Source organism: Mycobacterium sp. MYCO198283 (genome assembly GCF_021213805.1).
Lineage (GTDB): Bacteria > Actinomycetota > Actinomycetes > Mycobacteriales > Mycobacteriaceae > Mycobacterium.
This window is the reverse complement of record NZ_JAJQJI010000002.1, coordinates 1-23,470: the sequence shown is the minus strand read 5'-3', so window position 1 is coordinate 23,470 and position 23,470 is coordinate 1. Positions and strand designations below refer to the sequence as shown.

Annotated in this window: 28 protein-coding genes and 1 other RNA gene; 12 read left to right on the top strand and 17 right to left on the bottom strand. The window is 68.7% G+C overall.

Annotation, left to right across the window (positions count from 1 at the left end; all coding sequences use genetic code 11):
* Positions 1-13: 13 nt before the first annotated feature.
* The 5 genes from LV457_RS04280 to LV457_RS04260 are packed head-to-tail and all read right to left on the bottom strand — an operon-like array spanning position 14 to position 5,076.
* Complete coding sequence (locus LV457_RS04280; protein WP_232169282.1) at positions 14-637, bottom strand: TetR/AcrR family transcriptional regulator; 624 nt, start codon at positions 635-637, stop codon at positions 14-16.
* 2 nt (positions 638-639) lie between these two features.
* Positions 640-1,536 carry a hydroxymethylglutaryl-CoA lyase gene (locus LV457_RS04275; RefSeq protein WP_232169280.1) on the bottom strand — a complete coding sequence of 299 codons (897 nt, stop codon included), beginning with the start codon at positions 1,534-1,536 and terminating at the stop codon, positions 640-642.
* Positions 1,533-2,768 (bottom strand): CaiB/BaiF CoA-transferase family protein, encoded by a 1,236-nt coding sequence (locus LV457_RS04270; RefSeq protein ID WP_232169278.1) that lies wholly within the window; start codon positions 2,766-2,768, stop codon positions 1,533-1,535. Before LV457_RS04270 ends, LV457_RS04275 begins: the two co-directional genes overlap by 4 nt.
* Positions 2,765-3,940 (bottom strand): alpha/beta fold hydrolase, encoded by a 1,176-nt coding sequence (locus LV457_RS04265; RefSeq protein ID WP_232169276.1) that lies wholly within the window; start codon positions 3,938-3,940, stop codon positions 2,765-2,767. Before LV457_RS04265 ends, LV457_RS04270 begins: the two co-directional genes overlap by 4 nt.
* Positions 3,937-5,076, bottom strand: a complete 1,140-nt coding sequence (locus tag LV457_RS04260; protein WP_232169275.1) for a homogentisate 1,2-dioxygenase — start codon at positions 5,074-5,076, stop codon at positions 3,937-3,939. Before LV457_RS04260 ends, LV457_RS04265 begins: the two co-directional genes overlap by 4 nt.
* A 319-nt stretch (positions 5,077-5,395) precedes the next feature.
* Here LV457_RS04260 and LV457_RS04255 point away from each other — a divergent pair, with 319 nt between their 5' ends.
* The gene (locus LV457_RS04255) at positions 5,396-6,307 is read left to right on the top strand and encodes an esterase family protein (RefSeq protein ID WP_374198726.1); all 912 of its coding nucleotides are present in this window, start codon (positions 5,396-5,398) and stop codon (positions 6,305-6,307) included.
* 137 nt (positions 6,308-6,444) lie between these two features.
* Here the strand turns inward: LV457_RS04255 and LV457_RS04250 are convergent, their stop codons facing one another.
* The 4 genes from LV457_RS04250 to hisN form a co-directional block, all read right to left on the bottom strand.
* On the bottom strand, positions 6,445-7,443 hold the full coding sequence (locus tag LV457_RS04250; RefSeq protein WP_232169272.1) for an oxidoreductase: 999 nt from the start codon (positions 7,441-7,443) through the stop codon (positions 6,445-6,447).
* A gap of 25 nt (positions 7,444-7,468) precedes the next feature.
* On the bottom strand, positions 7,469-8,692 hold the full coding sequence (locus tag LV457_RS04245; RefSeq protein ID WP_232169271.1) for an acyl-CoA dehydrogenase family protein: 1,224 nt from the start codon (positions 8,690-8,692) through the stop codon (positions 7,469-7,471).
* 31 nt (positions 8,693-8,723) lie between these two features.
* On the bottom strand, positions 8,724-10,115 hold the full coding sequence (locus LV457_RS04240; protein WP_232169270.1) for an acyl-CoA dehydrogenase family protein: 1,392 nt from the start codon (positions 10,113-10,115) through the stop codon (positions 8,724-8,726).
* A gap of 83 nt (positions 10,116-10,198) precedes the next feature.
* Positions 10,199-10,963, bottom strand: a complete 765-nt coding sequence (hisN, locus tag LV457_RS04235; protein WP_232169951.1) for a histidinol-phosphatase — start codon at positions 10,961-10,963, stop codon at positions 10,199-10,201.
* 74 nt (positions 10,964-11,037) lie between these two features.
* On the opposite strand from hisN, the gene LV457_RS04230 reads away from it, so the two are divergent.
* The gene (locus LV457_RS04230; protein WP_232169269.1) at positions 11,038-11,382 is read left to right on the top strand and encodes a hypothetical protein; all 345 of its coding nucleotides are present in this window, start codon (positions 11,038-11,040) and stop codon (positions 11,380-11,382) included.
* Here LV457_RS04230 and LV457_RS04225 read toward each other — a convergent pair.
* Together LV457_RS04225 and LV457_RS04220 are read right to left on the bottom strand one after the other, a co-directional pair.
* Positions 11,367-12,986 carry a diguanylate cyclase domain-containing protein gene (locus tag LV457_RS04225; protein WP_232169268.1) on the bottom strand — a complete coding sequence of 540 codons (1,620 nt, stop codon included), beginning with the start codon at positions 12,984-12,986 and terminating at the stop codon, positions 11,367-11,369. The genes LV457_RS04230 and LV457_RS04225 overlap by 16 nt on opposite strands.
* Positions 12,987-13,125: 139 nt before the next feature.
* Positions 13,126-14,478: an FAD-dependent oxidoreductase gene (locus LV457_RS04220; RefSeq protein ID WP_232169267.1), complete on the bottom strand. Its 1,353-nt coding sequence runs from the start codon at positions 14,476-14,478 to the stop codon at positions 13,126-13,128.
* 213 nt (positions 14,479-14,691) lie between these two features.
* On the opposite strand from LV457_RS04220, the gene prfB reads away from it, so the two are divergent.
* The 8 genes from prfB to ssrA all read left to right on the top strand — a co-directional run bounded on the left by prfB (position 14,692) and on the right by ssrA (position 20,680).
* Positions 14,692-15,810, top strand: a complete 1,119-nt coding sequence (gene prfB / locus LV457_RS04215) for a peptide chain release factor 2 (protein ID WP_232169266.1) — start codon at positions 14,692-14,694, stop codon at positions 15,808-15,810.
* Entirely contained in the window at positions 15,797-16,756 is a 960-nt protein-coding gene (locus LV457_RS04210) for a mechanosensitive ion channel family protein (RefSeq protein WP_232169264.1), read from the top strand. The genes prfB and LV457_RS04210 overlap by 14 nt, the downstream gene beginning before the upstream one ends.
* Before the next feature lie 47 nt (positions 16,757-16,803).
* Positions 16,804-17,235, top strand: a complete 432-nt coding sequence (locus LV457_RS04205) for a hypothetical protein (RefSeq protein ID WP_232169935.1) — start codon at positions 16,804-16,806, stop codon at positions 17,233-17,235.
* A gap of 44 nt (positions 17,236-17,279) precedes the next feature.
* Positions 17,280-17,969 (top strand): cell division ATP-binding protein FtsE, encoded by a 690-nt coding sequence (gene ftsE, locus LV457_RS04200; RefSeq protein ID WP_232169932.1) that lies wholly within the window; start codon positions 17,280-17,282, stop codon positions 17,967-17,969.
* On the top strand, positions 17,969-18,862 hold the full coding sequence (ftsX, locus tag LV457_RS04195; protein WP_232169262.1) for a permease-like cell division protein FtsX: 894 nt from the start codon (positions 17,969-17,971) through the stop codon (positions 18,860-18,862). The genes ftsE and ftsX overlap by 1 nt, the downstream gene beginning before the upstream one ends.
* Before the next feature lie 2 nt (positions 18,863-18,864).
* Positions 18,865-19,365, top strand: a complete 501-nt coding sequence (smpB, locus tag LV457_RS04190) for an SsrA-binding protein SmpB (RefSeq protein WP_232169261.1) — start codon at positions 18,865-18,867, stop codon at positions 19,363-19,365.
* Entirely contained in the window at positions 19,362-20,201 is an 840-nt protein-coding gene (locus LV457_RS04185) for an EamA family transporter (RefSeq protein WP_232169925.1), read from the top strand. Before smpB ends, LV457_RS04185 begins: the two co-directional genes overlap by 4 nt.
* A 110-nt stretch (positions 20,202-20,311) precedes the next feature.
* Positions 20,312-20,680: a transfer-messenger RNA gene (gene ssrA / locus LV457_RS04180) on the top strand.
* Between the two features lie 13 nt (positions 20,681-20,693).
* Here the strand turns inward: ssrA and LV457_RS04175 are convergent.
* From LV457_RS04175 to LV457_RS04155, 5 genes are all read right to left on the bottom strand, one after another.
* A complete protein-coding gene (locus LV457_RS04175; protein ID WP_374198725.1) occupies positions 20,694-20,903 on the bottom strand; it encodes a hypothetical protein in 210 nt (69 codons plus the stop codon).
* Between the two features lie 235 nt (positions 20,904-21,138).
* Positions 21,139-21,429: a tyrosine-type recombinase/integrase gene (locus tag LV457_RS04170; protein ID WP_232169259.1), complete on the bottom strand. Its 291-nt coding sequence runs from the start codon at positions 21,427-21,429 to the stop codon at positions 21,139-21,141.
* Positions 21,426-21,695, bottom strand: a complete 270-nt coding sequence (locus tag LV457_RS04165; protein WP_232169257.1) for a hypothetical protein — start codon at positions 21,693-21,695, stop codon at positions 21,426-21,428. Before LV457_RS04165 ends, LV457_RS04170 begins: the two co-directional genes overlap by 4 nt.
* The gene (locus LV457_RS04160) at positions 21,692-22,039 is read right to left on the bottom strand and encodes an Arm DNA-binding domain-containing protein (protein WP_232169255.1); all 348 of its coding nucleotides are present in this window, start codon (positions 22,037-22,039) and stop codon (positions 21,692-21,694) included. Before LV457_RS04160 ends, LV457_RS04165 begins: the two co-directional genes overlap by 4 nt.
* A 330-nt stretch (positions 22,040-22,369) precedes the next feature.
* Positions 22,370-22,630, bottom strand: coding sequence for a hypothetical protein (locus LV457_RS04155; RefSeq protein ID WP_232169254.1), 261 nt, complete (start codon positions 22,628-22,630; stop codon positions 22,370-22,372).
* Positions 22,631-22,831: 201 nt separating this feature from the next.
* On the opposite strand from LV457_RS04155, the gene LV457_RS04150 reads away from it, so the two are divergent.
* Together LV457_RS04150 and LV457_RS04145 are read left to right on the top strand one after the other, a co-directional pair.
* On the top strand, positions 22,832-23,062 hold the full coding sequence (locus tag LV457_RS04150; RefSeq protein ID WP_232169253.1) for an AlpA family transcriptional regulator: 231 nt from the start codon (positions 22,832-22,834) through the stop codon (positions 23,060-23,062).
* Positions 23,059-23,253 (top strand): hypothetical protein, encoded by a 195-nt coding sequence (locus LV457_RS04145; protein ID WP_232169252.1) that lies wholly within the window; start codon positions 23,059-23,061, stop codon positions 23,251-23,253. The genes LV457_RS04150 and LV457_RS04145 overlap by 4 nt, the downstream gene beginning before the upstream one ends.
* 25 nt (positions 23,254-23,278) lie before the next feature.
* Here the strand turns inward: LV457_RS04145 and LV457_RS04140 are convergent.
* On the bottom strand, positions 23,279-23,470 hold a 192-nt coding region (locus LV457_RS04140; RefSeq protein WP_232169251.1), incomplete at its 5' end, for a transposase.

Below are 23,470 nucleotides of genomic sequence, written 5' to 3'. Positions count from 1 at the left end.
CCGGCCGGTTCGGTTACCGGCCGTAGAGCGTCTTCTTCCAGATGGTGGCGAGGGTGGCGATCGCGTCGCGGTCGTCGATGGTCACGCCCAACCCCGACGCGTCGGGGCGCAACAGCACGGCGGTGAACTGTTCGAAGAGCAGGGCGATGGCGAGCGCGACCGAATCCGGCGCGAGGTCGGCGGCGTAGCCCTGCTGCTGGGCGCGGCGCACCGAGGCGGCGACGACGTCCATGCCGAAGCGGCGGAACTCGTTCTGCACCGCCGCGAACCGCTGCTGGGTGACGCCGAGCTGCGCGACCGCGATCATGATGCCGATGTGCTGGGAGAACATGTTCCAGTAGCCGGTGACGGCGGTGAGGAAGAACTCGTCGTCGTCCGGTGACTCCGGCAGCCGCAGCGAGCCGCCGGACGGTTCGACGACGTCGTGCAGGAACGACTGCGCGAGCGCCGACAGCAGGTCCTCCTTGTCGGCGAAGTAGCGGTAGAACACTGCCGGCGACTTGCCGGCCGCTGACGTGATGTCGGCGAGCGTGGTGCCGTGGAAGCCGCGTTCGGCGAAGAGCTTGCGCGCGGCGTGCTCGATCGCAGACCGGGTCTGGCGGCCCTTCGCGCCGAGCGTGGGCGCAGGGGAGGTCACCGTCAACCCGGCAGCCGGTCGCCGGCGCGCGCCAGGGCGCCGGGCAAATCGTGGCCGACGACCGCGGCGGCCACGTGGGCGGCCTCGATCGCGGCCTGCAGGTCGACGTCGGTGGTGATCCCGCAGTCGCGCAGCAGGTAGACGAGATCCTCGGTGGCGATGTTGCCGCTCGCACCGGGCGCGAACGGGCAGCCGCCCAGCCCGCCGACGGCGGCGTCGAGCCGATCGATCCCGGCCTGCACCGCGGCGTAGGCGCTCGCGAGCCCGGCGCCGCGGGTGTTGTGGAAGTGCGCGCCCAGCGGCAGGTCGCCGATGAGCGGCCGTACCGCGGTCACCAGGTCGGTGACCCGCCGGGGGGTGGTCGTGCCGATGGTGTCGGCGAGCGCCAGCCGGTCGGCGCCCTGCGCCACGGCTGCCGCGACCACATCGAGCACGCGGCGCTGCGGCGTCGGCCCGTCGAACGGGCAGTCCCACGCGGTCGCGACGATCACCTCGACCGTCACGCCGCTGTCGTGGGCGAGCGCCACGATGTCGGCGATCAGCGCGGTGGACTCGGCGGTGTCGCGGCCGACGTTGGCGCGGCTGTGGCCGTCGGCCGCCGACACCACGTACTCCAGCGACCGCATGCCCGCCGCGATCGCCCGCTTGACGCCGCCGAGCCCGGCGACCAGCGCCGAGAAATCGATGCCCGGGAAGTCGCCGAGGGCCGCGGCCAGCTCGGCGGCGTCGGCGAGCGCCGGCACCTTCGACGGCGACACGAACGCCGTCGCCTCCACCTCCCGCACCCCGGTGGCTGCGACCGCCGCCAGCAGGTCGAGTTTGGCGCGCAGCGGGACGGGCGTCTCGATCTGCAGGCCGTCGCGCAGGCACACCTCGCGGATGGTGACGTGTTCGGTCACAGCACTCCTTCGCCCGCCAGACGGGCGAGCTCGTCGCGGGTCTTCCCCAACAGGCCGGTGTAGATGTCGTCGTTGTGCTGGCCGGGCCGGGCCGGGCCGGCGCTGCGGATCGTGCCGGGTGACTCCGAGAGCACGGGCACCACACCGGGCCCCTTGACGTTGCGCTGCAACCGCTCGTCGAAGTGGTCGGCAATCATGCCGCGGGCGCGCAGCTGCGGGTCCTCGACCACCTCGGCGACGGTGTTGATCGGCCCGCTGATGACCCCGGCGGCGCTGAGGACGTCGATGATGTCGGTGGGCATCCGCTCGGCGGCCCAGGCCCCGATGATCGCGTCGAGTTCGTCCTGGTGGCGTCCGCGCGCCAGGTGGTCGGCGAACCGGGCGTCGGTCGCCAGATCCGGGCGGTCCATCGCAGTGCACAGCCGGCGGAACACGGTGTCCTGATTGGCGGCGATCACCACCCAGCTGCCGTCGGCGGTGCGGTAGATGTTCGACGGCGCGATGCCCTCCAACCGGGTGCCCGACGGGCCGCGCACCACCCCGCCGACGTCGTAGTCGGGGATGGTCGACTCCTGCACGGCCAGGCAGCTCTCGGTGAGCGCGGCGTCGACCACCTGCCCGATGCCCGTCACGGTCCGGCGGTAGAGGGCGGCCAGCGCCCCCTGCGCGGCGAACATGCCGGCCAGGGTGTCGCCGAGCGACAGCGCCAGCCGCGGCGGCGGGCCGCCGGGGAAGCCGTTGAGGTGGCGCAGCCCGCTGACCGCCTCGGCGACCGACGCGTAGCCCGCCTTGCCGGCGTCCGGCCCGGTCTGGCCGTAGCCCGACACCCGGACCAGGATGACTCCCGAATTGCGTTGGCGCAGCACGTCGTAGCCGAGGTCCCACTTCTCCAGCGTGCCCGGCCGGAAGTTCTCGACGACGACGTCGCAGCGCTCGACCAACTCCAGGAACAGCTCGCGGCCGGCCGGCGTGCGCAGGTCGAGCGTGACGGCCTTCTTGTTGCGCGCGTGCACCGTCCAGAACACGTGGTGGCCGTCGACCTCGGCCTGCCCCCAGGTGCGCAGCGGATCGGGCGCACCCGGCGGCTCGATCTTGATGACCTCCGCGCCCATGTCGCCGAGCAGCCGCGCCGCGAACGGCCCGGCGATCAACGTTCCCAGCTCGAGGACGCGGATGCCGTCCAGCGCGCCGGAAGGCTCTGCCCGTCGCTCCGCTCGCCCGGAAGGGCTCACGCGGTCCCCACGAAGCCGTGCCGCGCCAACCAGTCGGTGCAGATGTCGACCGCGGCGCGCAGCGTCTCGCGCTGACCCGGCCCCGAGTAGTAGTGGTTGGCGCCGGGGATCTCGTACATCTCCTTGTCCGGGTGGCCGATGCTCTCGTAGAGCCGGCGAGTGTGGCTGGGCGTGCAGGCGTCGTCGGCGAGGTTGCCGATCACCAACGCCGGCACCGCGATGTCGGCGCCCGCCCGCACCCCGTCGGCGTGGGCGTCGTCGTAGCTCCACTGCGACAGCCAGCTGCGCAGCGTGCAGAACCGCGCCAGGCCGACGGGGCCGTTGTTCACCACTGCAGGATCACCCAGATAGCAGGTGCCGGGGGCGCGTTCGTTCGGATCGACGGTCGGGTCGAGCCAGCGGGGATCGGCCATGGTGCCGTGCACGACGAACCCGAACTCGTCCGCCGGCCGTCCGTTCGCCTTGAGGTCAGCCAGCTTCTGCTTCACCCAGGCAGTGATGCGGCGGTTCCGGTCGAGCTGCGCCTGGCGGTACCGCGCCAGGAACTCGCTGGTGTAGGGCGGCTGGTTCGGGTTGGCGGGGTCGTACAGGTCCAGCTCGGGATCGCGCTGCGTCGGGTCGGCCTCGTCGAGGATCGACCCGTCGAGCCATTCGGTCAGGGTGCCGTGCCGGCTGACGTGGGCGGCGAGCAACATGATGCCGTCGGCCCGGATGAGCCCGAGCCGCGTCAGGTCCGGGCCGTCGCCCGACGGGCTCGCCGTGACGGTCGGGTGCTGCGCCTGCTGCTGATAGAACAGCGACAGCGAGCCCCCGCCGCTCCAGCCCGCCAGCACCACCTTCGCGTAGCCGAGCCGCTCCTTGGCGTCGCGGACGCACTCGCCGAGGTCTTCGACGACCTTCTCCATCAACAGCGCGGAGTCGGTGCCCCGAAACCGGCTGTTGCAGTAGATGACGTGATGGCCGGCCTTGGCGAGCGCGTTGATCATCGGCAGGTAGGCGCCGCCACCGATCGGGTGCATGAACACCAGCACGGTCTGCGAGGGTGTGTCCCGCGGCCGCAGCAGGTGGCTCTCCAGGACGGTGATCTCGGCGACGCCGCCGTAGACGTCGCGCACGCCCGAGGTGTTCTCGAACGCGACGAGGTAGGGGATCCGGTCGTAGGCGTGCGTCACGAATGCTGCCCCAGGTCGCCCGCCAGCACCTCCGCCGACGGCACCAGCCGGCGCCGGGTGTCGATGGCGATGACCTGCCAGTCCACCCGTGTGTGCTCGTCGAACATCCGGCGGGCGCGCTCGCGGGCCTTCTCCGGCGCACCGTGGTGCACGCCCTGCGGCGCATGGCTGATCAACCCCGGCGGCATGGGGATGCCGTAGAGCGAGCCGCCGTGGAAGAAGGCGATTTCGTCGAAGTCGACGTTGCGGTGGTACCAGGGCGTGCGCTCGGTGCCGGGCACACCCTCGGCGGGCTTGGGCAAGAAATTCATCACGTAGACGCCGGTCGCCTGCATGAAGAGGTGGGCGGTCGCGGGCAGGTGCACGCTGTCTGACGTCACCACGTTGTAGTCGGCGATGTTGAAGGTGAACGGGAAGTTGTCGCCGCGCCAGCCCTCGACGTCGAGCGGATGGTGCCGGTAGTACAGCGTGGTCGGGCCGCCGGCATGGACGAGCCGCACCTCGTACTCCTCGCCCGAGGGCGGCGGGTCGTCGAGGGGCTGCGGTTCGGGGATCACGGCCTGCGACGGGTCGAACGGGAAGTGCCGGCCGAGCGGTCCCGGCGGCGGCACACGGAATTCGTCGGTCGCCTGGATCATCAGCAGCGTGGTCTCGGCTGTGTCGTCCCCCCGGTCGCTCCGCTCCTGCCCCCGAGGATCAGGGACCTGCCGCCATGTGCAGGCTTTCGGCAGGTAGATCCAGTCGCCGTCGCGGTAGGCCAGCGGGCCGAACTCGGTGTGCAGTGCGCCGTGGCCGCGATGCACGAACAGCAGCAGATCGCCGTCGACGTGGCGGACGAAGAACGGCATCGGCTCTCGCCGCCGCGACAGCAGCACCTCGCAGTCGGTGTTCGAGAACATCAGCAGCGGACCGCCGCGGGCGTCGGTGGCATCGCTCGGCTTCAGCTCTGCGGCCAGCACGTCGAGGGGCCGGAGCGGGCCGACAGCCCGGTAGGCGGTGGGGTCGTGGCGCCGGTACATGTTCGCCGTCCGGCCGGTGAATCCGCCGCGGCCCAGCTCGTCGTCCTTGAGGCCGTCGAGGTCGGCGTGCAGCCGGCGCGGGGTGCGGCCTTTGCGCAGGTGGACGAAGGACTCCATGACGCCTCCCGGAACGGAATAAGTAAAACTGACGTTGGTTTCGATTCGACAATGACACAACATTACGATTCGCTCACGGGTTTCTCAGGAAAGCTTGTGCATGGTCTACTAAGGCTGCGACAACCGAAGATGTGATTCGCCTCTCTCGTGCCCGGTCGAGCCCGACGCCGGCGGATCCCTGGATTGACAGCTGCCGTGCGCGCGCAGTACTTGCGATGTCCGGCATGACAACTGGATGGAATCAACACATATGCGGTTTTTCGACGGTTTGCGTGGCACGCGAAGCACGAGCATTCGGCGCCTGGCCACCATCGCCCTCATGGCAATGGCGCTCCCGGGTTTCATCGGCCTGGTGGGCGGATCGGCAACGGCGGGGGCGTTCTCCCGGCCCGGGTTGCCTGTCGAGTACCTGATGGTCCCGTCGCCGTCGATGGGCCGCGACATCAAGGTGCAGTTCCAGAGCGGTGGGCAGGGCTCGCCCGCGGTCTACCTGCTCGACGGCCTGCGGGCGCGCGACGACTTCAACGGCTGGGACATCGAGACCCAGGCCTTCGAGTGGTACCTCGACTCCGGCCTGTCGATCGTCATGCCGGTCGGCGGCCAGTCCAGCTTCTACAGCGACTGGTACCGGCCCGCCTGCGGCGCGGCCGGCTGCTCCACCTACAAGTGGGAGACGTTCCTGACCTCCGAGCTGCCGCAGTACCTGTCGTCGCAGAAGGGCGTGAAGCCCACGGGCAGCGCGGCCGTCGGCCTGTCGATGGCGGGCTCGGCCGCGATGACGCTGGCGATCTACCACCCGCAGCAGTTCATCTACGCCGGCTCGCTGTCCGGCTTCCCGAACCTCTCGGAGGGCTGGTGGCCCTTCCTGGTCGGCCTGGCCATGAACGATGCCGGCGGCTACAAGGCCGATGACATGTGGGGTCCGTCCAGTGACCCGGCGTGGAAGCGCAACGACCCGATGGTCAACATCGACAAGCTCGTCGCCAACAACACCCGCCTATGGGTGTACTGCGGGAGCGGCAAGCCGGGCGAGCTCGGTGGCGGCGGCCTGCCGCAGGAGTTCCTGGAAAGCCTGACGGTGCGCACCAACCGCACCTTCGAGGAGCAGTACCGGGCGGCCGGCGGCAACAACGGCGTGTTCAACTTCCCGCCCGAGGGCACCCACACCTGGCAGTACTGGGGTCAGCAGCTGCAGGCCATGAAGCCCGATCTGCAGCGCGTCCTGCTCTGATCGCATGACACCGGCGACCCCGGGTGCGCATCTCGCGCACCCGGCGTTCGTCGTCTCTGCGCCGAGTGTGCGCGTACGGCGACTTCTCGGCGGAATTCTCGCCGTAGCCGCACGTTCGGCGACCGCGGCGGCTTGTTTCAGAAACCGCCCGCGACGCGGACGACGGTTCGCCCGGTGACCGTGCCGGCCTTGATGGCGTCGAGCGCAGCGGTCACGTCGCGCACGTCGATCTCGGTGGTGAGGTCGGCGAGGTGCGGCGGCCGCAGGTCGTCGGCGAGGCGGCGCCACAGCGCGCGGCGCTGCTCGATCGGCATCTGCACCGAGTCCATGCCCAGCAGCGAAACGCCGCGCAGGATGAACGGCATGACGGTGGTGTGCAGGGCCGGCCCGCCGGTGAGCCCGCTCGCCGCGACGGCGCCGCCGTAGTCGATCGCCGACAGCACGTCGGCCAGCGTCGCGCCGCCCACGCAGTCGACCGCACCGGCCCACCGCGCGGTGTTCAGCGGCCGCGGTTTGGCGTCGGGATCTTCGGGCAACCGGCCGATGACCTCGGCGGCGCCGAGCGCGGTCAGCCGGTCGGTGGCCTGCGGCTTGCCGGTCGACGCGACGACCCGGTAGCCGGCCGCCGCGAGCAGGTCGACGCTGACCGACCCCACGCCGCCGGTGGCGCCGGTGACGACGATCGGGCCGTCGTCGGGTGTGATGCCGTGGTCGATGAGGGCTTGCACGCTCATGGCGGCGGTGAACCCGCCGGTGCCGATGGCCGCCCCGTCACGGGGGCTCAGCGATCCGAGCGCCACCACGTAATCGGCGGGGACGCGCACGAATTCGGCATAGCCGCCGTGCCGGCCGGTGCCGATGTCGTAGCCGTGGGCCAGCACCTGGTCGCCGCGGGAGAATTCGGGTGAGTCCGATTCGACGACCTCGCCCGCGACATCGATGCCCGGCACGATCGGATAGGCCCGCACCACACCGCCGCGCGGCGTCACGGCGAGTGCGTCCTTGTAGTTGACGCTCGAATACAGCACGCGGATGGTGACCTCGCCGGGCGGCAGTGCCGAGGTGTCCAGCGTTTCGACGCCCGTGACGACGCGGTCGTCGTCCTGTCGGGCCACTACGGCGGAGAAAGTCGTCATCGTGCCGACGCTACCGCCGGTGCCGCTACTTCAGTTCAGCCGAGGTCAGGCCCAGCAGGCGGCGGGCGACGACGAGCTGCTGGATCTGCTGCGTGCCCTCGAAGATGTCGAGGATCTTCGAGTCGCGCGCCCACTTCTCCAGCAGGGTCTGCTCCGAGTAGCCGAGGGTGCCGGCGAGCTCGACCGCGCGCAGCGTGATGTCGCTGGCGACGCGGGCGGCCTTCGCCTTGGCCATCGAGGCTTCTTTCGAGTTGGGGATGTCGTTGTCGGCCTGCCACGCCGACCGCACCGTGAGCAGGTAGCCGGCTTCCCAGTCCGCCTCCATGCGCAGGAACTCCGCCGCGGGCGCGCTCTGGGCGTGCGCCGGCTTGTCGTAGGAGATGTCGACGCCGGCCGACTCCAGCAGCTTGCGGAGGTCCTCCAGCGCGGCGCGAGCCACCCCGACCGCCATCCCGGCGACGACGGGCCGGGTGTTGTCGAAGGTCTCCATGACGCCGGAGAAGCTCTTCTCGACGTGGATCTCCGGATCGCCGAGCAGGTTGTCCTTCGGGATGCGGACGTTGTCGAACCGGATGGCCGCGGTGTCGGACGCCTTGATCCCGAGCTTGTCCTCGAGCCGCTCGACGGTCACGCCCGGGTGGTCGCGCGGCACGATGAACGATTTGATGGCGGCGCGGCCCAGCGACTTGTCCAGCGTCGCCCACACCACGATGTGGGTGGCGCGTGAACCGGCGGTGACGTAGATCTTCTCGCCGTTGATCACGTACTCGTCGCCGTCGAGTGTCGCGGTGGTGCTGACGGCGGCCGAGTCGGAGCCGAAGCCCGGCTCGGTGATCGCCATGGCCGCCCACACGTCCTTGCCGAGCCGCTCGAGCTGCTCGTCGGTGGCGACGCTGGAGATCGCGGCGTTCCCGAGGCCCTGGCGGGGGACCGACAGCATCAGCCCGACGTCGCCCCAGCTGATCTCGATGACGTTGACGACCGCGGACATGTTGCCGCCATTGATATTCGCCTTCTTGTCGCCTTCGGCCCCGGTCGCGTCGCGGAACGCCTCGGCGCCCGCAAACGAGATTGTCTTGGCCTCCGAGATGCCCTCGAACAGGGTGGCCAGCGTGTCGAGCTCGACCGGGTACTCGTGCTCCCGCAGGTCGTATTTGCGCGAGATCGGCCGCAGCATCTCGGCCGCGCCCTGATGCGCCTTCTCGACCACGGCCTGCAGCTTCTTCGGCAGTTCCAGGTTGATCGCCATGAGTGTTCTCTTCTCTCGAATCGCAGCCGACTTAGAGGACGACGACGCCTTCGGCGACACCGATGGCCCGCAGGTCGCGGTACCACCGCTCGACCGGATGTTCCTTGGTGTAGCCGTGCCCGCCGAGCAGTTGCACGCCGTCCAGCCCGATCTGCATGCCCTTGTCCGCGCCGAGGCGCTTGGCCAACGCCGCCTCGCGCCGGAACGACAGGCCCCGCTCGGCGCGCGCGGCGCCGCGCCAGGTGATGAGCCGCAGCCCGTCGAGCTCGATCGCGATGTTGGCGCACATGAACGCCACCGACTGGCGGTGGGCGATGGGCTCGCCGAACGCCTCGCGCTCCTTGACGTAGGGGACGACGTAGTCGAGCACGGCGTGGCAGGTGCCGACCGCCAGCGCGGCCCAGCCCAGCCGCGACAGTGCGACCGCGTCGAGGTAATCGTCGTCGGTCGCGCCGTCTTCACCGAGGCGCGCGTGCAGCGGCACCCGCACGCCGTCGAGCTCGACCTGGCCGAGCGCCGCGGCGCGGACGCCCATGCTGGGGTCCGCCTTGACCGTCAGGCCCGGTGTCGACGACTCGACGATGAACAGCGCGGGCTTGCCGTTCAGCTGGGCGCCGACGATGAACAGTTCGGCGTTCGCGGCGGCGGGAACCAGCGACTTGACACCGTCGAGTCGGTACCCGCTGGGGGTGCGCACGGCGGTGGTTCTCAGGGCCGTCGGGTCGAACAGCGCGTGCGGTTCGGCGATCGCGACGCACGACTGTGGCACGTTCTCGCCGGCATACTCCTTGAGATACGTCGCCTGCTGGTCGGCGCTGCCCCAGTACGTCAGCGCCGACGCGACGCCGCCGGGCGCCAGGATCGGCAACGCGAGCCCCATGTCGCCGTAGGCCAGCGCCTCGGCGACGAGTGCGCTGGTCACGGTGGAACGTTGCTCGGCGATGCCGTCGAAGTTCTCCGGGATGTTGATGGCGGTGACGCCGAGCTCGGCGGCCTTGGCGATCAGGTCTTCGGGGTAGGTGGCCGCCGCGTCGGCGTCCCGCGCGGCGGGGCGCAGCACCTCTTCGGCGAACTCGTTCACCGTCTCGACGATCAGCTTCTGGTCGTCGTCGGGGGTGAGGTCGAAGTAGTCCGAGCCCGTTGCGGCGCCGTTCGCCGCCAGCCGGGTGGGCTTACCGCCGCGCTGCACCCGCCGGAACTGCCGGGTGGTGGCGCCGGCGGCGGAGAACACCGTCTTGACGCCGTAGCGCAGGCCGCGGTTCAGCGGGTCGCGCAACCCATATCGGTCGAGGAACTCCTGGCCGACCAGCGGGGTGACCAGCGCGAGCCCGACGTCGGTCAGCGTGCGCTTGTGTTTCTGCAACCCGACGGCGCTCTCTCGGCCGGTGCGGTTGGTCGACTTCGCGGGAAGGGTGTTCGTCATGACGCAGCCTCGTCCGTAGCAGTGGGGCTTATGCCGGCCAGCCTATCTTACTCGAAAGTAAGATACGAGGATCGTTAGCCAGTTCACACGTGCAGCCGGTCGAGCACCGCGTCGTGGAGCAGCCCGTTGGTGGCCACCGCGCTGCCGCCGTGCGGGCCGGGGTGGCCGCCCAGATCGGTGAACACGCCACCGGCCTCGCGGACGAGGATGTCCAGCGGCGCCAGGTCCCACAGCTTCACCTCGGGCTCGGCGGCGATGTCGACGGCCCCCTCGGCCACCAGGCAGTAGGACCAGAAGTCGCCGTAGCCGCGCACCCGCCACACCGCATCGGTCAGTCCCAGGAATGCCTCGCGCAGCCCGCGGTCGCCCCACCCGGAGATGCTGGAAAAGGCCAGGCTCGCGGCGCCGAGGTCCGCGACCCCGGAGACGCGCAGCCGTCGCGGCGGGCCGCCGCTCGCCGTCGCGAACGCCCCGAGTGCGCGCCCGGCCCACCACCGGCGGCCCAGCGCCGGGGCGCTGACCACTCCCACGGTCGGCACACCGTCGTGCAGCAGCGCGATCAGGCTGGCCCACACCGGCACGCCCCGCACGAAGTTCTTCGTGCCGTCGATCGGGTCGATCACCCACTGCCGGCCGCCGAGCGCGGTCGTACCGCCGAACTCCTCGCCGAGGACGCCGTCGCCGGGGCGCTCGCGGTGCAGGACCTGCCGCAGCGCGGCCTCCACCGAGCGGTCGGCGTCGGTCACCGGCGTGAGGTCCGGCTTGGTGTCGACGCGCAGATCGAGGGCTCCGAAGCGGTTCATGGTCAGCGCATCGGCGTGATCGGCGAGCGCGAGCGCCAGGGTCATGTCGACGTGCTCGGCGCCGGATCCGGTCTCGTCGCGCTCGGCGTCGCTCACAGCAGCAGTCCTACCATGGCCGAATGTGGGAATTCGTGATGGTGCTGGTGCTGGTCGGCGTGCTCGCGTCCTTCGTCGTGCCGCGGCTGATGCGCAATCGCGGCCCCTCCGACGCGGTCGCCGGCACGCTGCTGGTCACCGGTGTCAGCCCCCGCCCCGCCGCGGCCGGTGAGCAGTTCGTCACCATCGCCGGCGTGATCAACGGCCCGACGGTCGACGAACACGTGGTGTACCAGCAGCTGGCGGTCGACGTGAACGAGTGGCCGACGATCGGCCAGCTCCTTCCGGTCGTCTACTCGCCGAAGAACCCCGACAACTGGCGGTTCGCCCCGCCCGAGCCGCCGGCGGTCGATCAGTCGACGGCGTAGTGGCTGGTGCGGCGGCCCTTCGCCTTCGCCGCGTACATGGCCCGGTCCGCTTCGCGCAGCACCGTCAACGGTTCGGCGGACAGCCGGTCGGCCATCGGCACCACGCCGATGCTGGCGCCGATGTACACCGTCGTGCCCGCGATGGCGATCGGTTCGGACAGCATGTCGTGCAGCCGTGTCACCAGCTGGTGCAGCCGCAGCCGGTCGATGTGCCCGAGCACCAGCGCCACGAACTCGTCGCCGCCGAGCCGGCCGACGACGTCGTCGGCGCGCAACGCTTGCCGTAACCGCTCGGCTGCGATCTGGATGACGGTGTCGCCGGCGTCGTGGCCGAGCGAATCGTTGATGGTCTTGAAGTCGTCGAGGTCGATGAACAGCACCGCGGCGAGCGTGTCGCCGGTCTCGGCGAGCCGGGACAGCCGGTTGACGACGCTGGCGCGGTTCGGCAGGCCGGTGAGACTGTCGTGGGTCGCCTCGTAGGCCAACCGCTCGGTGGCCGACCGCTGCGCGGTGATGTCGCTGAAGCTGAGCAGCACGGCGGACCGGTTGTGCTCGGCGGGGTTGAGCGGCCGCGAATTGAGGGACAGCCAGACGCGGTTGCCGTCATGGCGCTCGACGCAGAGCACGTGGCGGGTCACCGTGACCGCGTTGCGCAGCGTGCGCATGATCGGCTGGTCGCGCAGCCTGATCCGGTTGCCGTCGACGTCGTAGACCGGCATGTCGCGCTCGCCGCGCAGGTACTCGTCCATCAGCTCGTCGGTGTCAATGCCGAGGATGCGCCGCGCGGCCGGGTTGATCGACTGCAGCCGCCGCCGGCCGTCGATCACCACCACACCCTCCTCCAGCGACGTGACCACCGTCTCGAAGTGCTGTTCGGCCCGTCGCAGGGCGGTCTGGTCGGTGCACAGCAGCACGAAGCCGTCGTCCATCGCCGCGGCCGACACCCGTATCGCCAGGCAACCGCCGTCGGAGGCCCAGTGGGTGGCGGTCTCGCGGCCACCGGCGGCGACGAGTCGCGCCGGGTCGAGCGCACAGCCGACGACGGCGCTCACCGGACGTCCGAGCGCCCGGTCGGCGGCGATGCGGTAGATCTGCTCCGCGGCCCGATTCCACGCGGTCACCAGCCCGTCGGCGGTGGTCGCGATGATGGCGTCGCTGACGTGGTCGACCAGCGCCGCCTGGAAACGCAGCGCGGCCTGCGCGTGCCGCTCCGCGCTGGGGTCGCGGAACACCACCTGGAACGCGGGCCGGCCGTCCCACACGCTGAGCACGCTGATCGCCTCGACCTCCAGCGTGGTGCCGTCGAGCCGGAGCATCACCGCGTCGGTGGGTTGCGACGCATCCCCCGACTCGCGCAGGCTCGCGATGCTGGCCAGCAGCTGCGGCACCGAGTCGGGATGCACGAAGTCGGTGATCGGCCGGCCGACGAGCTGGTCGGCCGACGTCGCCGCCATCCAGCGCACCCCCGCCGCATTGAGGTAGACGAGGCGGCCCGCCTGGTGCACGCAGATGGCGTCGGGGCTGTTCTCGATGAGGTGCCGGTACCGCTGTTCGGCGGGGCCGGCGGACGTGACGGCGTCGGCGCCCGCGGCGCCGCCGGTCACCGGCGCCGCGTCGCCGAATCGGTCGCCCCCACGAATCAAACGTCTTCCTGACTCGCGCCGAGTCCGATCCCCCGGATCGGCCAATTCAAGCAGCACCACTACCCGCTGACAACCGGTTCGACCTGATCAGCGCGGTCAGTCAGCCGTGTCCGACGCGCAGCAGCTCGGCCAGGCTCGCGATCTTGACGCGGGGCCGGCCGTGCGGTTCCCCGCTGGTGCGCTCGTGGCGGTCGATGGCCAGCCAGTGTTCGGTGGTGACGAGATCCGGTTGGCGCGACAGCAGCCAGTCGGCCAGCTCGTCGGCGTGGCCGTCGGCGAACCGGCCGGGTCGGCCGCCGAGGTCGGCGAGCAGGGTGTCGACGGTGAGCTGCGAGTCCTTCTTGTTGCTGCCGATCACCCCGGACGGGCCGCGCTTGATCCAGCCGACGACGTACTCGTTGTCGCTGCCCTCGACGCGGCCATCGGTGTGCGGGATGGTGCCGGACCGCTCGTCGAACGGCAGGCCGGGGGTGGCGACGCCGCGATAGCCGACGGCCCGCACCACGAGCCGCGCGGGCAGTTCCTCGCGCGCACCGGTGTCCTTGGCGACGATGCGGCCGCCCGCGTCGCTCACCAGCTCGTTGCGGCCGAGCACGATCGACTCGACGCGCCCGTCGCCCTTGATCTCGATGGGGGAGGTGCGGAACCGGAAGACGATGCGGCGGGCGGCGTCCCGCGCGGGGCGCTCGGCGTAGTCGCGCAGCACCTTGATGTTGTTCTTGACCGTCTTGCCGGCCGCCTCGAGCTCCTCGTCGGAGATGTCTGCGAGATCGGCCGGGTCGACGATCACGTCGACGTCGTCGAGTCCCTCGAGCGCACCGAGCTCCCGCAGCTCCAGCGTGGTGAATGTCGCCTGCAGGGGGCCGCGGCGGCCCACGATCACGACCTCCTGGACCCCGCAGGGCTGCAGGGACTGCAGCGCGTGGTCGGCGATGTCGGTGCGCGCCAGCGCGGCGGGGTCGGTGATGAGGATGCGTGCGACGTCGAGCGCGACGTTGCCGTTGCCGATGACGACGGCGCGCTCGCCGGACAGGTCGGGCGCCATGTGCTCGAAGTGCGGGTGGGCGTTGTACCACCCGACGAAGTCGACCGCGGCGACGCTTCCGGGCAGCTGCTCGCCCGGGATGTTCAGCGCGCGATCGGATTGGGCGCCGACGGCATAGACCACCGCGTCGTAGCGCTCGGCGAGCTCGGCGGCGCTGACGTGGCGACCGACCTCGACGTTGCCGAAGAACCGGAACCGGGGATCCTGCGCCGTCTTCTCGAACTGCGCGCTGATCGACTTGATCTTCGGATGGTCGGGCGCGACGCCGGAGCGCACCAGCCCCCACGGGGTCGGCAGCATCTCCAGCATGTCGACGCGCACGTCGATGTCGGCGGCCTTCAGCAGGGACGCGGCAGCGAAATATCCGGAGGGTCCTGAGCCGACGATCGCCACGTGGTAGGGAGACATTTGCAGACCTCTTCGGTGCGGCTGACCGCGCGCGGCGGGCTGGCGGTGCGCGGGGCAGCGGAGAAGCGCACGGCATCGCGGCCGGTCATGGGGCTGAACCGGCCGTCGAGGCGGGGCTGTGCGCGGAACATGTCGATGACGACCCGATGCTAGTGAGTTGGGCCTTTCGGCGGGCCACAATGCGGCTCGCGCCCGCCGGTAGGCTCAACCGTTGTGGATCCGGACCTACAGACCGATATCGAGGCGCTCGACACCACGCTGACGTCCGTCGAGCGCGTCATCGACCTGGAGGAACTGCGCCGCCGCATCGAGAAGCTGGAACAGCAGGCCGCCGATCCCGGGTTGTGGAACGACCAGGCGAACGCCCAGCGCGTCACCAGCGAGCTGTCGCACGCCCAGAGCGAGTTGCGCCGCGTCGAGGAGCTGCGCAGCCGGCTCGACGACCTGCCGGTGCTCTACGAGCTGGCCGCCGAGGAGGACGGCCCGGCCGCGGACGCCGCCCGCGCCGAAGCCGACGCCGAGCGGGCCGCGCTGCGCGCCGACATCGAGGCGATGGAGGTGCGCACGCTGCTGTCGGGCGAATACGACGAGCGCGACGCGCTGGTCACCATCCGGTCGGGCGCCGGTGGCGTGGATGCCGCCGACTGGGCGGAGATGCTCATGCGGATGTACGTCCGGTGGGCGGAGAAGCACTCCTACGGCGTCGAGGTCTTCGACACCTCCTACGCCGAGGAAGCCGGCATCAAGAGCGCGACGTTCGCGGTGCACGCGCCGTACGCCTACGGCACGTTGTCGGTGGAGCAGGGCACGCACCGGCTGGTGCGGATCAGCCCGTTCGACAACCAGGGCCGCCGGCAGACGTCCTTCGCCGAGGTCGAGGTGCTGCCCGTCACCGAGACCACCGACCACATCGACATCCCGGAGGCGGACGTGCGCGTCGACGTCTACCGGTCGAGCGGACCGGGCGGACAGTCGGTGAACACCACGGACTCCGCGGTTCGACTGACGCACATCCCGACCGGTATCGTGGTCACCTGCCAGAACGAGAAGTCGCAGCTGCAGAACAAAGTGTCGGCGATGCGCGTACTTCAGGCAAAGTTGTTGGAACGCAAGCGGTTAGAAGAACGCGCTGAGATGGATGCGCTCAAGGGCGACGGCGGCAGTTCGTGGGGCAACCAGATGCGCTCCTACGTGCTGCACCCGTACCAGATGGTCAAGGACCTGCGCACCGAATACGAGGTCGGCAACCCGGCCGCGGTACTGGACGGAGATATCGACGGGTTCCTCGAAGCGGGGATCCGTTGGCGTAACAGACGAGATGACGAAGACTGACGTAATAGCGAATCCGCTGACGGACAGCTGGAGCAGCTTCTGGCGCGACGACATCGGCGAGTGGGTGCTGACCAAGGGCCTCAACATCCTGCTGCTGATCATCGCGGCGATCCTGGCGGCCCGGTTCATCAACTGGTCGGCGCAGAAGATCACCCGGCGCATCGACGCCGACTTCCAGGAGAGCGACGCGCTGGTGCGCTCCGAGAGCGCCAAGCACCGCCAGGCCGTGGCCTCGGTGATCTCCTGGGTGAGCATCGCCGTGTTGTGCGTGGTGGTCGGCGTGGAGATCACCGACGTGCTGGCGATCCCCATCGGATCACTGGTGGCGCCGGCGGCCGTGCTGGGCGCCGCGCTAGGCTTCGGCGCACAACGCATCGTGCAGGACCTGTTGGCCGGATTCTTCATCATCACCGAAAAGCAGTACGGCTTCGGCGATCTGGTGGCGTTGACGGTGGCCGGTATCGCCGCGCCCGCGGAGGGCACGGTGGAGGACGTCACGCTGCGCGTCACGAAGCTGCGCAGCTCCGAAGGTGAGATGTTCACGATCCCGAACGGCCAGATCGTCAAGACGGTGAACCTGTCGAAGGACTGGGCGCGCGCCGTCATCGATATCCCGGTACCGGTGACCGCCGACCTCAATCAGGTCAACGAGGTGCTGCACGGTGTCTCCGAGACCGCCATGGAGAACGCGCGGCTTCGCGAGCTGCTGCTCGATCCCCCGCAGCTGATGGGCGTGGAGAGCATCGGCATCGACAACGTCAACCTGCGGATGGTGGCCCGCACCCTGCCCGGCAAGCAGTTCGAGGTGGGCCGCCAGTTGCGGGTGCTGGTCATCGCGGCGCTGAGCCGCGCGGGTGTCGTCAGCCCGGCCGACACGGCGCCGGTGCTGAGCGCCATGCCTCATCCGGCCGCCACCGGTGAACGACAGCAGGGGGCCGACGCGTGAGCCGCGTCGCGAGACGTCGCTGGCCGAGCCATCTGTTCGGCGGCCGCATGCGCACCTCGACGGCCGTGCTGATCGTGGCGTTCGTGCTGGTGAACTGGCTGTACCAATCGGTGCAGCCCGACACGCCGCAGGCGTCCGAGGCGCCCGCGACGGCCGTCGTCCCGCCGGGATTTGTGCCCGACCCGAACTACACCTGGGTGCCGCGCACCCAGGTGGCGGAACCGACGACCCGCCGGCCCCGGCCGACGACGACCGCACCGACCACGACGACGTCGCCGACGGTCACCGAGACCACCACGACGACGCCGGCGCCGCCGACGACGACGGTGGTCGATCCCGACGGCCCCGGTCCGCTGCCGGCCCAGACCAGAACGGTCGAGCCGCCCCCGACGACCACCACCGCGGTGCCCGGTCAGCCGCCGACCCCCACGTCGACCGTCGGCCCGGTGCCCAACCAGCCGCTGCAGCCGCCGCGTTAGCCAACCGGGGCGGCGGTGGCTCACCGCTACACTGGCGTGCCGTGATGATCACCCTCGACAAGGTCACCAAGCAGTACAAGTCGTCGGCCAGACCGGCCCTCGACAACATCAGCCTCAAGATCGACAAGGGTGAGTTCGTCTTCCTCATCGGCCCATCGGGATCGGGCAAGTCGACGTTCATGCGGCTGCTGCTCGCCGAGGAGCAGCCCACCTCCGGCGACATCCGGCTGTCGAAGTTCCATGTCAACAAACTGGCGGGCCGGCACGTGCCGAGCCTGCGTCAGGTGATCGGGTGCGTCTTCCAGGACTTCCGACTGCTCAAGCAGAAGACGGTCTTCGACAACGTCGCGTTCGCACTGGAAGTGATCGGCAAGAAGCGCGAGGTGATCAACCGGGTGGTCCCCGAGGTGCTGGAGATGGTCAATTTGTCGGGCAAGGCCAACCGGCTGCCCGACGAGCTGTCCGGCGGCGAGCAGCAGCGCGTCGCGATCGCCCGGGCGTTCGTGAACCGACCGTTGGTGCTGCTGGCCGACGAACCCACCGGCAACCTCGACCCGGAGACCAGCAAGGACATCATGGATCTGCTCGAACGCATCAACCGCACCGGCACGACGGTGCTGATGGCCACCCACGACCACCACATCGTGGACTCCATGCGGCAGCGGGTCATCGAACTGGAGCTGGGCCGGCTGGTGCGCGACGAGCAGCGCGGCGTCTACGGGATGGACCGCTAGTGCGCTTCGACTTCCTCGTCAGCGAGGTCCTCACCGGCCTGCGCCGCAACCTGACGATGACGATCGCGATGATCCTGACCACCGCGATCTCCATCGGGTTGTTCGGCGGCGGGCTGCTCGTGGTGCGGCTGGCCGACCATTCCAAGCAGATCTACCTCGAACGCGTCGAATCGCAGGTGTTCCTCAACCCCGACATCTCGGCCAACGACGCCACCTGCGACGGCCCCGTCTGCAAGCAGCTGCTCGCCACCATCGAGGACCGCGACGACGTCGAGTCCGTGCGATTCATGAGCCAGGACGAGACCTACAACGACCTGATCAAGCGGCTGCCGCAGTTCGCCGAGGTGGCGAGCCGCGATGCCGTTGCGGCGACGATGATGGTCAAGCTCAAGGAGCCTGACGCCAACACCGCCTTCGACGCAGAGGTCCGCCAATACCCCGGCGTCGTCAACGTCAAGAACCAGAAGGACCTCGTCGACCGGCTCTTCTCGGTGCTCGACGGGCTGCGCAATGTGGCATTCGCGGTGGCGCTGGTGCAGGCGGTCGGCGCCATCCTGCTGATCGCGAACATGATCCAGGTGTCGGCGTTCACCCGTCGCACCGAGGTCAGCATCATGCGGCTGGTGGGCGCGAGCCGCTGGTACACCCAGCTGCCGTTCCTGCTCGAGGCGGTGATCGCAGCGCTCGCCGGCGTCGTCATCGCGATCGTCGGGTTGCTCGTGGTGCGGGCCTGGTTCTTGGAGGACGCGCTGGACCAGTTCTACGAGGCGAACCTGATCGCCCCGCTCGACTACGCCGACATCCTTTACATCTCACCGTTCTTGCTGCTCACCGGGATCGCCATCGCCGCCGTGACCGCCTACGTGACACTGCGCCTCTACGTGCGGCGCTAGCGGTGGCGAAGAAGGGCGGCGGGAAGGCCGACAAGGGACCCGCCCGGCAGGTCGTGGCGACCAATCGCAAGGCGCGCCACGACTACTCGATCCTCGACGTGTTCGAGGCCGGCATCGTGCTGCTGGGCACCGAGGTGAAGAGCCTGCGCGAGGGCCGGGCGTCGCTCGTCGACGCGTTCGCCACCGTCGACGACGGCGAGGTGTGGCTCCGCAACCTGCACATCGCGGAGTATCACCACGGCACCTGGACGAACCACGCGCCGCGCCGCAACCGCAAGCTGCTGCTGCACCGCCGGGAGATCGACACGCTGATCGGCCGCACCCGCGAGGGCAACCTGACGCTGGTGCCGCTGTCGCTGTACTTCCTCGACGGCAAGGTGAAGGTCGAGCTGGCGTTGGCCCGGGGCAAGCAGGCCTACGACAAGCGGCAGGACCTCGCCAAGCGCGATGCGCAGCGCGAAGTGACCCGCGCGCTGGGCCGGCACGCCAAGGGCATGACCTGATCGGAGTTGCGCTCGCGCTGGCCACGGCGCTGAGTTACGGGCTCAGCGATTTCGTCGGCGGGGTGGCTTCGCGCCGCGTGGCCGCCATCCGGGTGGTGCTGGTGTCCTACCCGGTGGCCCTGGTGCTGCTCTCGGGCGCCGCCGCCGTCGTCGGGGGGCGGATCTCGTCGTCGGCGGTGCTGTGGGGTGTGCTCTGCGGAATCTCGCAGGGCTTCGGCGTCTGGTGGTTCTACGCCGCGCTCGCCGGCGGGCCGATCGCGGTGGTGTCGCCGCTGACGGCGGTGCTCGTCGCCGCCCTGCCCGTGGGTGTCGGCGTCGCGCTGGGGGAGCGGCCCGGCCCTGTCGCCGCCGCGGGCATCGTGGTGGCAATGGTCGCCGTGGTGCTCGTCAGCCGGCAGCGCGAGGACGGTGCCGCCCGGCGGCTGACCCCGGCGGTCGCCTGGCTGACGGTCGGGGCCGGCCTGGCGTTCGGTTTGAACTATGTGCTGATCGGGCAGGCCCCGGCGGACGCCGGGCTGTGGCCACTGGTCTTCGCGCGCAGCGCCGCGACTCTATTGGTGGTCGGGATCGCCGTGGCCGGCTCGCAGCTGCGTGCGCCGACGGGCGACCCGCTGCGGCTGGCGCTGGTCGCCGGGCTGCTCGATACCGCAGCGAACGTCTGCATGCTGCTGGCCCTGCAGGCGTCGCTGCTGTCGCTTGCCGGAGTCCTGATGTCGCTGTATCCGGCCGCGACGGTGGTGCTCGCGCTTGCGGTGCTGCGCGAACGGGTCAGCCGCTGGCAGGGGATCGGCATGGTGCTGGCGTTGGCGGCCGTTGCGCTGATCGCTGCCGGCTGACGGCGCTGCGCCGGTGGGTGTCAGCGGGACGCGCCGCGGGAAGAAACGACTGGAGTCGGCCGTTGAGGAAGGCGTAGGATCAACAGTCCTGCCGACAGTCGGCGGGAGAAGGGGCTGAACGGTTTCGACTTCGAGTATCGAATCAAGGGAAGCGTGCCGGTGCAGGCAAGAGACCACCGTAAGCGTCATTGCAACCAATTAAGCGCCGATTCCAATCAGCGCGACTACGCTCTCGCTGCCTAAGCGATAGCTAGTCTGTCAGACCGGGAGTGCCCTCGGCCCGGATCCTGGCATCAGCTAGAGGGATCCACCGATACGTCCGGTCGCGGGATGTATCGGGACACACCACAGCGACTGGGATCGTCATCCTGACTTGTTCGCGAGATCAGGAGATCCGAGTAGAGGCATAGCGAACTGCGCACGGAGAAGCCTTGAGGACATGCCGGAGGACCCGGGTTCGATTCCCGGCAGCTCCACAACTGAACAAGCAGGTCAGGCCTTACTTTTGGCCTGGCCTGTTTCCGTTGTGAGCGCATTTTGAGCACACTTTTCCGCTGACCCGGCCACTAGGTCGTCCATTCTGTCGGCCACGTCATCTAGGTCATCGGGGAACAGGTGGCCGTACTGATCGAGCGTCATCGTGGCCGTCTTGTGCCCGAGCTGGCTTTGCACCGTCTTGACGTTGGCGCCGCTGGCGATCATCAACGACGCCGCAGTGTGACGTAGTTCGTGGACGGTGATGCGAGGGAACGCAGGCGTGGCCGGATCACGCTCGGGTGCGCTTCGCGCTCAGCGGCACGGGCGTTGTAGGCAGCGGCCTGGCAGCGTTTGACCGCCGCGCCGAACCAACGCGTTGTGGTCGGTGGCCGCAACGGCTGCCCATCGCCCCGACTCCACAGAAGCTCATCGGGAGACTTGCCGACCATCGCCGGGGCCATCAGTTTGAGCACCGATGGCGCGACACCGCCACCGAACGCGCGGCGTGTGTCTTGGTGGTGCCAATGATCGTCTTGGCGTTCACTTTGGACGCCGAGCGTTCGACACGGATACGATCGCGACCGAGGTCGATGTCACGCACGCGAAGCGCGGCCATCTCACCCCACCGCAGGCCGGTCGTTGCAAGCAGCAAGACGATGTCCGGATGTTTCGATTCGTCGGCCAACGCTTGCACTTGCGCAGCGGTCAGGTAGTTCCGCGCTTTCGTTGTCGTCTTGCGCGGCAGCTTCACACGCGCGCCGGGTTCGTCGCTAAGCGCCGGTCGGCCACCGCATCATCGAGAATGCCCGCCAAGACAGTGTGCGCGTGGGCCACCGACGACGCCGAGAGCGTCAACTGCGCTACCCAAGACTGCACTTCGCTGGGTCGAATATCAGCGATGCGCCGATGGCCCCATTTCGGTTCGACGTGAACCCGCCACACTGATTCCAGCCGCGCCGACCAACTGGCCTTGTGGTGAACCTGGCGGGAAAGCCATTCGGTGCTCAATTCGCTCACGGTGATCTGACCGAGCGCGGGCGCAACGTAATCGCCGCTGAGTTTCTTGATTCAACCCGGTTGGCGAACTCTTGGGCATCACGCTTGGTCTTGAAGCCGCGTTTCATCGTCTGTTTGCGGTCTGGCTTGCGGTAGCGAACCATATACCGCGTCATCTCGGTGGTGTCGCCGAAGTCGGGAAGCTCTGCGAGCAGTCCCTCTCTCCACAAGACTTCGGCTCCCTCTAACGGCCGACCTGTTGCCTGCACCAATTCGTCACCGGTAACGACCGGCTCACCGTCTAACGTCGCGCTCGGCATCAGCAGAGCTATCGGGGACACTCCCAACCCCTCGGCCAACATCATCAGGTCGTCTACGTCGCAACGCCTCGCGCCTTGGCTGATAGACCCTTGTACGGATCGTCCTCATCATCGTTGCCCGAGCCGTTTTGGCCTGATGAAGACGAATTCTGTTGTTGGCCTTGCAAATTGGACGAATCGCCGTTTTGGTTGCCGCCCTCATTACCGCCAGATTTTCCGTCACCATCGCCATCCTCAAAACCATAGGGAGGGAACGGCTACAGAGCGAAGATTGGATCGGATTGCATTGTTATTTAACCTTTGTCGTTGCAGCAAAGGGCCGCCGCTTGGGCACCATATTAGACCGGCCTCCCCGCGTGGCGCAAGAGGACTCGGCTATGCGTATCCGCGTGCCCGCAAAGTCGCCTCGGCGCTGGCCGCTTGCTCTCTCGCTAGCGTGCCGTCCATTTGTTGCTCAAAAAGCTTGCGCGCTTTATCGATTGCAGCCTTAGTCGTATTCGGGTATTGGAAGGCCAGGTCAAAAAGTGCGCCCTCAACCTTGTAGTGAAATCCTGCAATAGAGGATGGCGAATCCCCAAGTGTCACAGCACGATCCAAGGCCACTTCAAAGTTTGCACGAATCTCTGCCTTGGTCAACGATGTCAGTCTCACTTCTTTGCCCTCTTTCTAACCTGTCGTTGCAGAACATCATTCAGTGCTTCCTGCAATGGCCGGTGAGACCTATCTCCACTCGCCTTGTCGCCATGATGCAGATTCTAGACGAATCTTGCAAAATAACAAAGTTCATAGTAATAACGGTATAAATTCAGCAAAACCCGAACACAGTGTAGTAGACCGATGGGCAAGCAACTGACCGACTACCCGCCTGGTGTCTTGATCCCCGCCCGTGACATGCCGTCGCTAGAAGACTTCAAGGACACCATGGCGCAGACGTGGAATGTGTTGCGGCACAAAGGAACTGGCCCACGCTATGTGAAGCTCGGCGGCAGGGTCTACTACCGCCGTGCCGACATCGAGGCGTGGATCGAAGCCAACGTCTACACCCGTCCCGATCACCCGGTCGCGTGACCGCCATCCGTATCACGACACAAGCGCAGCTTGACGAATTCCGCGCCGGGGTCCGTGAACGTGAGGAACACAACGCACGTCGGCGAAAGTTGGCCGAACCCGAGCGGACTAAGCGGCGCATCGACGACGCCAATATCTCCGAGGCTCTAAAAGACAACCTGCGCCTCATGACCCAATTCGACCAGATTTAGACGCAGCAAACCGGCTCTTCGTAATTCAGAGTGCATTGATCAGTGCGTGTAGTGCGCCGCTGTGCAGTAGTGAGCGGAGTCGGTAGTGGGTGAGGTTGCGGAAGCCGAGGGCGTTGCGGCGTAGGGCTTCGAGGCGGCCGTTGATGGCTTCGGTCGGTCCGTTGGAGGTGTGGTGGTCGAAGAATGCCAGGATGTCGGCGCGGCGGCGGTGCAGGGT